We start from the raw sequence: 12,533 nt of genomic DNA, 5'->3' as shown, positions 1-12,533 counted from the left end.
GTACATGAAAAACAGCAAATTAATCGCAGTTGTATTCTTTTTGTTCCTGTTAGTTTCCAGTTGTAAGCAACATCAAGAAGCCCGAAGACCTATTTCTCAAGCTTGCGGAACTTTCATGAAAAAATCTATAGTGCGAAATAAAAAATTAATTGCCAGTGAGGAAGGCCAAATTAATGCTGTAATAAAAAGAAATCCTAAAGCTAAATTTATCGCTTCAACTAAAGGATATTGGTATTCCTATTCGATAAAAAATACGCTGGATACACTAACACCTAAAAAAGGAGATGTCGCGTTTTTTGATTATGAACTCAAAGATTTGAAAGGGAATATTATTTATTCCGAATTAGAATTAAGACCCCAAATTTATTATGTTGACAAACAAAATATTATGATGGGATTGAGAGACGGCATTAAATTGATGCATAAAAAAGAGAAAGTTAATTTTCTTTTCACCTCACACATGGGCTATGGGTATCATGGCGACAATAAAAAAATTGGTACGAATCAACCTTTACTTTGTACGGTGACGTTGCGCGATTTCATGTCGGAAGCTGCGTATAAAAAACAAAATGAAGTAAAACCAGCTGCTGCTCCTGTTCCTAAATCGGAAGTTACCACTGAAATCAAATCACAAGATACTATAACACAATAAAAAAAATAATTTAGAAATGAAAAAAAGTTTCCTGCTCGTATTCCTTGTAATTGCCTCATTTCATTCTTGTAAAGAAGAGCATAACAATCTACCTGATGGTTTATATGCCAAAATAGAAACCAATAAAGGAGAAATTATTGTACAATTAGATTTCGAAAAAGCGCCTATCACAGTGGCTAATTATGTGACTTTGGCCGAAGGAAAAAATGAATTTGTTACCAATGAAAATCTTAAAAACAGACCTTTTTTCGACGGTTTGAAATTTCACAGAGTTATTAAAGAATTCATGATACAAACTGGAGATCCGTTAGGAACTGGATCTGGAGATACCGGTTATAAATTTAAAGACGAGTTTACTGATTTAAAATTTGACAAAGGCGGTGTTTTGGCTATGGCCAATAACGGTGCGGCAACTAACAGCAGTCAGTTTTTCATTACGCATCTTGCGACACCTTGGCTAGATGGCAAACATACTATTTTTGGTCATGTGGTAGAAAAAGGAATGGATGTAGTCAACAAGATTGAGCAAAATGATTTCATCAACAAAGTGACCATTATACGAAATGGTGAAGCTGCGAAAAAGTTTAATGCCGTAAAAACATTCAGTGATTATTTCGCTGTAGAATCTCAAAATCAAAAGAAAAAATTAGCTGTAGAAGCCGAAAATAAAAAAGTGTACGACCAAAAATACAAAGCAGTCCGGGACCAAAAAATAGCTTATTTTGCTGCTTTAAAAGCCAAAGCTACAAAAACGCCAACCGGATTAGAATACGTAATAACCAAGAAAAGTGGCGGTAAAAAACCAGCTAATGGTACTAATCTTTTCATTCATTATGCCGGTTTTCTTGAAGACGGTGAACTTTTTGACGCAAGTATAGAAAGTGTTGCTAAATCTTTTGGAAAATACGATGAAAACAGAGCAGCCCAAAACGGCTACCAACCGATTCCTTTTCAAGCCGGAAAAAAAGATGGCATGATTCCTGGTTTCATTGAAGGATTAGAAAAATTAAATTTTGGCGACAAAGCCACACTTTTCATACCGTCAAAATTGGCCTATGGAGAAGCGGGTGCCGGAGGAGTAATACCGCCAAATGCCAATATTATTTTTGAAATTGAATTAATGCAACAATAACTAAAAAAGTCAGACCTTAAATTATTATCAAATGAAATTTAAAATTCTAATTTTATTATTCTTAGGAATGCTAACCGTACATTCTCAAACTAAGAAACCTGTTCCTGCTAAAAAACCGGTAACAGCAGTAAAAGCTCCTGTAAAAAAAGCTCCCGTAGCAGTTGAAGGGATTTTCGCCACTATTACTACTACTAAAGGAGATATTACCGTTCAGCTGGAATACAAAAAAACACCAGTTACCGTAGCTAACTTTATAGCACTTTCCGAAGGAAAAAATGCTTTTGTAGCCGATGAAAAACTAAAAGGAAAACCATTTTTTGATGGGTTAAAATTCCACCGCGTCATTAAAGATTTCATGATTCAAGGCGGCGATCCATCCGGAAACGGTTCTGGTGGCCCCGGTTTTGCATTCAAAGATGAGTTTACCGATTTGAAATTTGACAAAAGCGGTATTTTGGCTATGGCCAATTCAGGTCCAACTACCAATGGAAGCCAATTCTTTATCACACACAAAGACACCCCTTGGTTAAACGGGAAACACACTATTTTTGGTCATGTAACGCAAGGAATGAACGTTGTAAACTTGATTGCGCAAGATGATGTTATCAAGAAAATTACCATTATTAGAAAAGGAGCTTTAGCAAAACAATTTAATGCCCCAAAAGTATTCTCAGACTATTATGGCAACAAAGCCGAAGATGGTAAGAAACAAGCTTTAATTGATGCTGAAAACCAAAAAAAGCAAGCTGCAATTATTACCGAAGAGAAAAAAGCATATTTTGAAAAATACGGCAGCATAATCACTGCTAAAGTAGCTGAATTTAAAACGAATAAAGCAACCGCAACTACAACAGCTTCAGGCTTAGCCTATAAAATAATCCAAAAAGGGAGCGGTGTAAAACCTACTGACGGAACGACTTTCTATTTTCATTATGCCGGTTATTTTGAAGATGGAACCTTATTTGACAGCAGTTATGAAGACGTAAGCAAAGCCTACGGAAAATACGATGCTAACAGAGCCGCTCAAAACGGATACCAAGCCTTCCCTTTTCAAGCAGGTAAAAAAGACGGAATGATTCCTGGATTTTTGGAAGGATTGAGCCTATTGTCTCTTGGAGACAAAACGGTAATTTTTATCCCATCAAATTTGGCCTATGGCTCAAGTGGTGCAGGAGGCGTGATTCCTCCAAATGCAAATCTTATTTTCGAATTGGAAATATTTGAAAAACAACCGGCTCCAAAACAGTAATTCTCAAAAGCATATAATAAACAAACCCGACACGTTTAGTAACCTGTCGGGTTTTTTATGCGCTACTATTTTAAATTTCACTCAAGCCTTAAATGAACTTCCTTATATGGTTAGATTTTAAAACATATAAGGAATTAAGTTCATTTAAGTTTTTAATTCGATAACAGCTAATTCTAAAAAAGTATGCAATAAAAAACCCGACAGTTCTCAGTAAAATGAATTGTTGGGTTTATTATTTTAAATTATTCCGAATGGATACTAACCGCAAAAAATCAGCACACGATTAGACGGATTTACACTGATTGTAAAAACCTTTAAAATCCGTGTTTTTCTGTAAGATCCGTGTTATCTGTGTGCTATAAAACGCCAATCAGAAAGGAGATTATTTCTTTCCAAATTTCCAGTCGAATTCGTCTTTTTGATTGAAAATTGCACCAATCTCAAATTTCACGACCTCATCAAATTCCGTTTGAAAGATAATCCAGTTTTCCTCGTTGAAATAGTTTTCGAAAGTATCGAATTCTTCCTGAGTGAATTTAGTGATTCCTTTGGCAGCCAAGTCTTTCTTGACGTCGCTGATTTTTCTATTGATAATTTTATATCCAAATAACTCCAGTTCCGGACTCGAAGCCACGATATACCCTAATTTGAATTCTTCCTCCACATAGAAAGTCAAACGCGTTTTAAGTTTATTGTAGGCAAAAATCACATTGTCATCTTCGTCCTTGTAATTCCTGTCTGGTTTGCCGTAAATAGCAGTTACATCACTTTGTTTCATTCCGAAAATGAGCTTGTCAATTCCGTTTTTTGGATTTATTTTCATACGTAGTTTATATTTGTTTTTTAATGGAATATGGTATCGCCAGATCTTCATTGGTGTTTGCGACAAATGTTGTCATGGCGATTTCATAGGTAGTTTATATTTTTTTTAAAGGAATGTGTAATTTGCATCGCGCTATCGGTGTTTATTTCAAATTTGCGTTGCGCGCATTTCTCATTCATTTATTTGACCGCAAAGTTCGCAAAGTTTTTCGCAAATTCCACTACCTTTTTTATTTAAAAATTAGTGCTACAAAAACTCAAATCAGCCTTCCAAAAGTAAGAATTTGGGCGTGACAGGATGAAAAATCGGGTCGGGCTATTAGTTGCAAACAAGTTCATTGAACTCAACTCAAAATGAAAGTATTGTAAAGTAATCATTTATTCCGCTGTGCTTCATAAAAGGATTTTCACTGCAAACGAAGTTCACTGAACTCCTAAGAAACATCAAAAAAGTGACGTAATCCCTCACGCAAAACAGCTTCAATACCATAAGAAGTATTGCTGTCTCAAACAAGCATTACATAAAGGCCAACTTACAAAACCAGCTACACTACATTGGTTGCGACATAGTTACGCCACTCATTTACTAGAAAGCGGAACCGATTTGCGTTATATACAAGAATTACTAGGCCATAATAGCAGTAAAACTACAGAAATTTACACCCATGTGAGTACCAAAAGTATCCAACAAATAAAAGGTCCATTTGATGATTTGTAAGATAAAAATTAAAGTGTATATTTGAAAGTAATACGCTACACAGTAGCGCCTATCCACCCAAAATGAGATGTATATGCGCTATTTTGTAGCGCCTATGTATAAGTTGGCTGCAAGCATATCTGAAAATTGCGCATAAAAATAACCTTTAAGAAAATATGCAAGTAGATTTCATAGGACACGGATTAAATAAAAACAACAAATTAAATGTTGGAGACCAAATTGCAACATCACTAGTAAGTCCAAATTTTGATGTGTTTATTGGGTTTGTCGCTTTTACAGCTATTTCAGGTGTAAATAAATTATTGAAATTTCTATTAGAAGCAAAAGAAAAAAATAAAAAAGTAGTTTTTTTTATTGGAGTTGACAATAAAGGAACTTCAAAACAATCTTTAGAAATATTGCTTGAAAATAATATTGATGCGTTTATTTATCATAAAAACGAAGAGTTTATTACTTATCATCCGAAACTTTTTCTATTTGAGGGAAAAACATATTCAAGGATTATTATAGGTTCTTCAAATTTAACAAATTCAGGTTTTTTAAGCAATATTGAAGCCTCTGTTCAACTTGACTTTAGAACAGAAACAGATAAACAAGGCAGAAAATTAGTAAAAGAAATAAAAGAATATTTTGACGGAATTATAAGTTTAAAAGATGAAAATGTTTTTAAATTAGATAAGGAATTAATTGAAAAATATGATAAAATGGGTTTATTATATTCCCAAATTAAATCAGGTCAATCAAAAGAAATTCAATCTAATGACGGTGAGAATCCAAATGAAAAGTTTATTACAACTCCATTTTTTGAAAATGAATTTGGACAAGGTGAAGAACCTGACAATAAATTATCTAAAAATAAAGCAATTGCGATTTCAACAAGTGATTATGAAAATTTTCAATATTTTTTAGAAAAATATATAGTTTACAAAAGAGATATTAAAACTACTGGAGCTGTTGCAAAACATAATGCGGAGCCAGATTTATTTCGGTGGTATAATAGAATAAAAGAGTTAATTAAAGTAGATTCTTTACCTTATGAGTTGGCAAGTCAGCTAATTGATGTTGGGTTTCCAATTGGAAACGCTTGGGAAGGACAAATCAGATATTTTTGGGATAAAAAATTTGCAGAATTAGTCGAATTCAAGAACAAGTATCAAAGCCATTTAGACTTCACGTATGTTCCAAATACAAAGAATAAAGATTTACCATATTTTGAACTTGGTGTTTGGTGTGTTCGACAAAAAAGAAGAAGAAAAGAACTCGAAACACCAAAATGGGATTGGAATTATGAAGAAGAAAAAATGAAATCTATAAATTTTCTTTGGGAAGTTCCAGAAAATTTCGGAAATCAAAGTGTGGCAAACGAGGATAAATGGACAGAAAATTTATTAGAATTAGAAGAATATTACGAAAATAAAGAAAATTATAATACACTTCCTAAACAAAAAACATATTTAGGCAAGTGGATTAATGACCAAATTACTTTAAAACTTACTGGTTCTAGAGGAAAAAAGAAAGTTTTTTTGCATCCGGTTAGAGAAACATTACTTGGAGAAGTTTTAAAAAGGAACAATATTGAATGGGAAAGACAAAAACAGAATGAAAGAGAAAGTATTGAGAATGTAATTGAAAAGTGGAAAATCATTACTGATTGGGATAAAAAATCACAATCAGAACAAGACAAAGCAACTGAAACATTTAAAAATAAGATTAGTGAAATGAGACAATTGATGTCAAGTACAAAGTTTAGAATGAAAAAGTGGAAAATCGAAGAAAGTAAATGGAAATTGGAAATGTTTAAAAAAGTAGGTTTTCCAATTCCAAAAGAAATAGAATTTAAATAAAATGCCAGACAGCCAACAGCTGTTTTGATATAGCTGGAGTTTAGTGGAATTACCGTTTCGCATCATATTTTCGTTAAGCCGAAAATTGAGCGGTTACGAACTTCCAGGAATCTCAAAGCAGCGGGACGTTAGCAGTAATTCTGGGTGGTTATCCGTCATAGCGCAAACCGTTCTAGTTTTTATGTAAACTGCTGTCCTTTCTTTTCGGAAACAATAAAATGGTCTTCAACATTGAAGCCAAGTTTACGTATCCATTCCTCCTGTAGTAAAATTACAGGGATTGTTTCAGTAAATACTATTTACGATTTATTTACTAAATTTACATTTTTATTTACAATCCAATTCGCAGCATCATTTAAAAGGATTAATCATATGAAAAAAACCATCTATTTTCTGATCTTACTGCTGGCTGTGGTGAGCGGACTCGTATTTGCTAATCGTGAAATTAAAAATGAAACTAAGCCATCCCCAAAGCCGCTGTCCATTGCTAACAGGAAAGCCGACCTGGATGACAGGAAAAAATGGGAGGCTTCTCCTGACGGTATAAAGTACAAAGAATGGGAGGTTTCTCCTGAAGGTAAAAAAGTGCACGCCAGTTATGACAAAATAAAGAAGTACATAAAAGCTTTCACCAATATGGAGGCCGTGGTAACCTCTGTTACTTTTCAGCGCGCAAACGGGAAATCATCAGGACCAAAATGGCTTATCGTCCGGATTAATGGCGAAGAATACATGATGCAATTTATTCCTAAGGATTTTCAGCAGTTAAATAGCCTGAAAGTTAACGACAAAATAATTGTAAGAAGCCGCAGCGCAGGGTATTCGCCTAATCATCCCTATTTGATTATATCGGGCGACTATATTGCGCGAAATAATAAGATCCTTTTTAAACGTGACTTTAGCAAAAATAAACGTTGCTGAGGATTAGGGGCCTCGCGATTAGCGACATCCGAGGCTGCAAGCCGAACGGAGCGGAGCTAATGGCAATTAAAACCGGCTCTAACGTCTCAAAAAAAATCTATCTTAGCGGAAAGAACGCAGCTCGTTTTTGCCGCAACGCAGGCAAGCCCGCGAAACGTCAGACTATGACACCCCACAACTTTGACGAATTAAATATGATAAAATGGTAAACAGAAATTTTACACCTTTTCCAATTTTGACAACCCAAAGGCTAACTCTTAGACAATTATCAACTGAGGACGGGCAAGATATTTTTACTTTGCGTTCAGACACAGAAATAAACAAATATCTTGACAGAGAACCAAGCAAGACAATTGAAGATGCAATGAACTTTATCAACAAGGTTAATGATACCATTAAAAACAACAACTCCATTTATTGGGTAATTAGCTTGACAACGACCAAAACATTTGTTGGGACCATTTGCCTTTTTGACTTTTCAGACGAAAAAAATAGTTGTGAAATCGGGTATGAACTTATGACAAAATTTCAAGGGCAAGGAATAATGAAAGAAGCAACAGAAGAAGTTATTGACTATGCTTTTCAGACATTGGAGTTTCAAAAAATTGTAGCGTGTACTCATAAAGGAAATCAGAATTCAACTAAACTATTGACAAAATTTAATTTTCTTCAATCCAAAGAGGCCTACAAAGAAAACCCTGACTTAAATATTTTTACTTTGATACAATCAAAGTGACAATAAGAGCTATTAATAAGCTATACTCATAAAACTATTAAAAAAAGCTCTTATTTTTTAATGGTATAATAGGTGTTTTTGACTACAGGAATTCCAGCTACGGTTATCCCTTCTAAAGCTACTTTTACTTTAGTTTCAACTTTGGTGTTGAAATAACTCACACTGGCATTACCTGTTTTGTCTGGATGCACATACGGATTCCAATAAAGCGTGTTTCTTACCTCTGCTTTATTATCTAACGCTGTTTGGGCTTGTTCTGGATTTGGTGAATAAAAAACACGTGCCGTGTAAAAGCCGTCAATTTCTTTTTTAATAGAATGAAAACCTCCTTTTTCAAATGGTTTTGTTCTTGGTTTTGTATAAACCGCAATAATACCATTAGCCGCTTCTGCCCCATAAAACATTGTTGCTTATACTTTTAATGCATCTATTTTTTCAACATCGCTTGGTTGAATAAAGTCTATTTCGGTCTTAAACGCTGTAGTACCATTTAATAAAAAAAGCGGTTCTCCATCAAAACGCATAAAACGAACTGAGTCATCATAAGAAATGACGCCTGGAATTTTTTGTGCTATAATATCGATAAATGTAGCTACACTTTCGTCTGGAACATACCTATTGTCTGGAATTCCATAGAATATAGGTGTTTGATTTTTCTTTTTAGCAACGATTTTAACTTCGTCCAAAACATTTTCAGGCTTTATTCTAAAAGCATTGGGCATACCCATAGATTTAGAACATGCTAAATAGCTTTATTTTCAACAAATTAAATAAGATCTAAAATCAACTGGGTTTTAGTAATTCTAAATGAGGTTTATTAAAGAAACTTACTTTATAAATTTATTTTATAATATACTGATTTTCAGTTGCTGGAGTCGAAATTTATTTTTAATTTAGCTCTTATGAAGGAATTCTCATTTTAGAATCCTACTATCCCCAAAATCTTATTATTTTTTACAAGTTAGGTTGGAATATCAATTTAACTAACTTACAGGATAAATCAATTGTTAAAAAAAATGATGGGTGTAACTCCTCATTGTATTTTAGGAATCATTTTAAGCATTTCCATTTTCAATAACCCTATTACATTTTAATCCGTTTACAATAATGACATAATGACAAAGTGCACACAATTTGTTTCTATGGTTCTAACCAAGCTATTAATACCTAAACCACTACGTTATGAACACCTTTCAAGACAGTATAAGTACTAAACCAAAACCGATTAGCTGGATATCCATTGTACTCGTGGCATTACTATTGGCGCTATTGTTATGGGTTACTTATCAATTTAAAGGAGAGCAACGTTTTGCTTTTGTAAAGCTTTTTGACAAAGGCCATATTATAAGCTTTTCAGAAAATTACAGTTCTGTTGAATTACCTTCCGATAAAAAATATTATGGAGTTATAATTGCTGAAAAAGGAGCTTGTATGGGTTCAGGATGGCTGCTTTTGCTAGTGCCTACAGTATTTTTGTTCAGTTTAGTTTTTCCAAGAAAATTATTAAAAAAATCATTTAAAAAGGAGAAAAAATGAACTATTCCGATCAAGTTAAAGCGATACCGAGACGAACCAAAAAAGGAGTCCTAGATGCAGTAATCAGCAGTGCTGAAATTATGGTGTTTGCCTATTTAATCACCTACCCTTTTCCATTTAAAGCGGTCGCTTTTATTCCTTTGATAATGGTCGCTTTTATTATAAGCCGTGATATCGATTCCCCTACGGTAACATTCAGGCTTATATTTAAGAATCTTTTCTCACTAAAAATGCTTATTCAAATTGTTATTGGTCTTGAACTTGGTATTATTGCGGCAATTTATTACCGAGGCCATCTGGGAATGCCTGTTCTACCTGCAGATATTAGGACATTTGTATTAGTGGCAGTAAGTGTTGCTGCAATCGAAGAATTAGTTTTTCGTGGTTTCATACAAGGTCAAATTAGCAAGTTAAATACAGATTTTGCCGTAGTATTTGCTGCATTTGCTCATGCATCTTACAAAGCTTGTCTATTCCTTTCACCTGTGGCAATACATCAACAAAACATTGTAGCTTTTTTTATATGGTCATTTACGGCTTATATAGTACTTGGATTTTTAAAGCATTATTCAAAAAGCATCGTGCCTGTTATTATTACGCATGCCATTTTCGATCTGGTTGTTTATGCCGAAGTCCTGCAAGCGCCATGGTGGGTGTGGTAATTAATAAACTTAAAATTAACAATACAAATCAAGGGTTGAAAGTCTGTTTTTTTTGTGCCATTAGCTACTGAATATTGGTAGTATTAATTGGGGTCAAAATTTGTCAACGTACCATATCATAGGTACGCTAAATACATATTGGTTATCGTTTTCTACCAATATTCGGTGCCTAATGGCATATTCAGAGTCATAAATCATTAAAAACTAAAGCCTATGTATTTTTCAGCTACTACCAGTTTTACAGCGGGTATTGTTCTTGCAGCGATAAGTGTTGCGGTACTAAAAAAAGTAAAAAAACCTTCTGAAATTTATTTTGCCTGCATCCCGATTATTTTTTGTGTCCAACAGATTTCTGAGGGCTTTTTATGGTTAGCATTGACCAAACCTTATTTCGCCCCATTGCAACAAGTCTCAACCTATACCTTTTTGTTTTTTGCTCAAGTGGTTTGGCCCTTATGGATTCCTTTTGCATCCTTGAAACTCAAAAAAGAAGAGGAGAACATTCTTTTTCAGTGGGTACTGGTAGTAATAGGCTTATCAGTAGCTTTATATCTGGGGTATTGTTTGATCAATTATTCTGTAGAAGCCAAAATTATTGGACACCATATCTCCTACCTACAAGGGTATCCAATAGCATTTAGCTCTTATGGCGACCTACTTTATATCATTGCCACTGTTGCTCCACCACTATTCTCAGAGATCAAAAAAATGTGGATTTTAAGCATTACCCTGATAATTTCCTATATCATCACAACCATTTTGTATGTAGATTATATCGTTTCGATTTGGTGTTTCTTTTCTTTGATTATTAGTATATCAGTACTAATCGTTATGGATGAAATTAAAAATCCGAGTAAAAAACATTCCAAATACTATTCCAGATACTATTGTGATGATCATAATAAGGGAACCCGTATTAAAACCTGAAATTTAGATTTATCATAATTTATTCTTCAAGTTTTCTTTCACACTATCGAACCATTCATTTTTAAGAATACTTAAAATAATACTGTCTCTACGAATTGCACTACCAAAAGTAGGCATGTGATTTCGCATGACGCCTTCTACAGTACAGCCAATGCTTTTCATGGCGGCAATGCTTCGCTGGTTATTATTATCCGCACGAAATTCTACACGTTCCATTCCTAGGGTTTCGAAAGCAAATTGCAATAGCAAAAATTTACAGCGTTTGTTAAGTCCGGTGCCTCGGAAATCTTTACCGTACCAAGTGTATCCTAGTTGCAGGGTTTTGAATGCCAAATTAATATCGTAAAAACGAGTGCTTCCAGCATATTTTCCTGAATTTTTATCGAAAACAATAAAGGGGTATTCGGTTTGATTTTCTTTGGCTTTTAAGGCTAATTTGATGTAGTTTTCCAGATTTTCTTTGCCGTTTGCACGCACTAAAGAATATTCCCAAGTTTCAGGTTCGTTGAGGGATATTTCCAATAAATTTTCGACATCCGTTTCCTGTAAAGGACGCAGTAAAATTGATTCGTCTTCGAGTATTGTATTTTCAAGGAATTGAGAAACAGACATGATCTTTTTTGGGCTAATTTATAAAAAAAAGACATACCTAACTATGAGTATTGAAATCTAAAACATTTAGTACGCTTTTTTAAACATATAAGGAATATAAGTCCATTTAAGCGGGACTCTTTTGAATTCATAAATGAAATAACAACCCCTTCATAGATAATCGCTGATATCTTAGCCCAGATAAAAGAGAAAAGCCCAAAGTATAAAATACTAATTTTTCTTGTTATAAAAGAGCGACCAACGGAAGCTCCTTTTATGACTTAGAAAAAATAATATTTTATGCGCGGACTTGAAACGGTTAGCTGGATTAGCTCCTAAAAATACTACTCACTCATTTCGTCGTAACGCTCTGGAACTTGGGGATCGTAAAGTGGACAATTGAACTCTGCCAATGCATCTACCAATTGATTCATGATTTTTCCTTCGGTTCCATAGCAATCGATTTGAATGCTTTGAGGAGTGGTTTTTATTTGAAAAGCGCCTTTCCCTTTGTTATTTTTCCAACTGTTGTCATCTACTTTTTCCCAGTGAGAGAACAGCGTATTAATCCTGTTGAGAATCACAGTCACAGGAAGTTCTTCGAGACCTGCTACTTCTTGTTCCTCAATAATGGCTTCGTAAACCAAGTGATGGTTTAGATAAATGCCGTCCTGGTATTTCCAAAAAAGTAATTCGTACATTTAAAAAAATTGAAAAATTGAAAATTTAATAGATTGAAAATC

General features: G+C 34.1%; 15 protein-coding genes. 10 read left to right on the top strand and 5 right to left on the bottom strand.

Annotated elements, in window-relative coordinates:
- Positions 1-4: 4 nt before the first annotated feature.
- From gldI to ACM55G_RS09825, 3 genes are read left to right on the top strand one after another with little or no spacing between them, the layout of a single operon-like run.
- Entirely contained in the window at positions 5-652 is a 648-nt protein-coding gene (gene gldI, locus ACM55G_RS09835; RefSeq protein ID WP_416843744.1) for a gliding motility-associated peptidyl-prolyl isomerase GldI, read from the top strand.
- A 16-nt stretch (positions 653-668) separates the two neighbouring features.
- Complete coding sequence (locus tag ACM55G_RS09830; RefSeq protein ID WP_416843743.1) at positions 669-1,784, top strand: peptidylprolyl isomerase; 1,116 nt, start codon at positions 669-671, stop codon at positions 1,782-1,784.
- Between the two features lie 31 nt (positions 1,785-1,815).
- Positions 1,816-3,033 carry a peptidylprolyl isomerase gene (locus ACM55G_RS09825; protein ID WP_416843742.1) on the top strand — a complete coding sequence of 406 codons (1,218 nt, stop codon included), beginning with the start codon at positions 1,816-1,818 and terminating at the stop codon, positions 3,031-3,033.
- 382 nt (positions 3,034-3,415) lie between these two features.
- Here ACM55G_RS09825 and ACM55G_RS09820 read toward each other — a convergent pair whose 3' ends face one another.
- Complete coding sequence (locus ACM55G_RS09820) at positions 3,416-3,856, bottom strand: hypothetical protein (protein WP_416843741.1); 441 nt, start codon at positions 3,854-3,856, stop codon at positions 3,416-3,418.
- Positions 3,857-4,315: 459 nt separating this feature from the next.
- On the opposite strand from ACM55G_RS09820, the gene ACM55G_RS09815 reads away from it, so the two are divergent.
- The 4 genes from ACM55G_RS09815 (at position 4,316) to ACM55G_RS09800 (ending at position 8,074) form a co-directional block, all read left to right on the top strand.
- The gene (locus ACM55G_RS09815; RefSeq protein ID WP_416843976.1) at positions 4,316-4,573 is read left to right on the top strand and encodes a tyrosine-type recombinase/integrase; all 258 of its coding nucleotides are present in this window, start codon (positions 4,316-4,318) and stop codon (positions 4,571-4,573) included.
- Positions 4,574-4,728: 155 nt separating this feature from the next.
- Positions 4,729-6,417, top strand: coding sequence for a phospholipase D-like domain-containing protein (locus tag ACM55G_RS09810; protein ID WP_416843740.1), 1,689 nt, complete (start codon positions 4,729-4,731; stop codon positions 6,415-6,417).
- Between the two features lie 372 nt (positions 6,418-6,789).
- Positions 6,790-7,338 carry a hypothetical protein gene (locus tag ACM55G_RS09805; protein ID WP_416843739.1) on the top strand — a complete coding sequence of 183 codons (549 nt, stop codon included), beginning with the start codon at positions 6,790-6,792 and terminating at the stop codon, positions 7,336-7,338.
- Positions 7,339-7,540: 202 nt separating this feature from the next.
- Complete coding sequence (locus tag ACM55G_RS09800; RefSeq protein ID WP_416843738.1) at positions 7,541-8,074, top strand: GNAT family N-acetyltransferase; 534 nt, start codon at positions 7,541-7,543, stop codon at positions 8,072-8,074.
- Positions 8,075-8,124: 50 nt separating this feature from the next.
- Here ACM55G_RS09800 and ACM55G_RS09795 read toward each other — a convergent pair whose 3' ends face one another.
- The gene (locus tag ACM55G_RS09795) at positions 8,125-8,478 is read right to left on the bottom strand and encodes a hypothetical protein (RefSeq protein ID WP_416843737.1); all 354 of its coding nucleotides are present in this window, start codon (positions 8,476-8,478) and stop codon (positions 8,125-8,127) included.
- A gap of 6 nt (positions 8,479-8,484) precedes the next feature.
- The gene (locus ACM55G_RS09790; protein WP_416843736.1) at positions 8,485-8,802 is read right to left on the bottom strand and encodes a hypothetical protein; all 318 of its coding nucleotides are present in this window, start codon (positions 8,800-8,802) and stop codon (positions 8,485-8,487) included.
- A 454-nt stretch (positions 8,803-9,256) separates the two neighbouring features.
- On the opposite strand from ACM55G_RS09790, the gene ACM55G_RS09785 reads away from it, so the two are divergent.
- From ACM55G_RS09785 to ACM55G_RS09775, 3 genes are all read left to right on the top strand, one after another.
- On the top strand, positions 9,257-9,610 hold the full coding sequence (locus ACM55G_RS09785) for a hypothetical protein (RefSeq protein WP_416843735.1): 354 nt from the start codon (positions 9,257-9,259) through the stop codon (positions 9,608-9,610).
- Positions 9,607-10,272 (top strand): CPBP family intramembrane glutamic endopeptidase, encoded by a 666-nt coding sequence (locus ACM55G_RS09780; protein ID WP_416843734.1) that lies wholly within the window; start codon positions 9,607-9,609, stop codon positions 10,270-10,272. Before ACM55G_RS09785 ends, ACM55G_RS09780 begins: the two co-directional genes overlap by 4 nt.
- Before the next feature lie 213 nt (positions 10,273-10,485).
- Positions 10,486-11,199 (top strand): DUF6629 family protein, encoded by a 714-nt coding sequence (locus tag ACM55G_RS09775; RefSeq protein WP_416843733.1) that lies wholly within the window; start codon positions 10,486-10,488, stop codon positions 11,197-11,199.
- A 12-nt stretch (positions 11,200-11,211) separates the two neighbouring features.
- Here the strand turns inward: ACM55G_RS09775 and ACM55G_RS09770 are convergent, their stop codons facing one another.
- Both ACM55G_RS09770 and ACM55G_RS09765 read right to left on the bottom strand, forming a co-directional pair.
- Positions 11,212-11,811: a GNAT family N-acetyltransferase gene (locus ACM55G_RS09770; protein WP_416843732.1), complete on the bottom strand. Its 600-nt coding sequence runs from the start codon at positions 11,809-11,811 to the stop codon at positions 11,212-11,214.
- 323 nt (positions 11,812-12,134) lie between these two features.
- Complete coding sequence (locus ACM55G_RS09765; RefSeq protein ID WP_416843731.1) at positions 12,135-12,491, bottom strand: hypothetical protein; 357 nt, start codon at positions 12,489-12,491, stop codon at positions 12,135-12,137.
- Positions 12,492-12,533: the final 42 nt, after the last annotated feature.

It is taken from the genome of Flavobacterium algoriphilum, assembly GCF_048158655.1.
GTDB classification, from domain to species: domain Bacteria; phylum Bacteroidota; class Bacteroidia; order Flavobacteriales; family Flavobacteriaceae; genus Flavobacterium; species Flavobacterium algoriphilum.
Note: the sequence above shows the minus strand (reverse complement) of the source record. Positions and strands in the feature narration are given on the sequence as shown.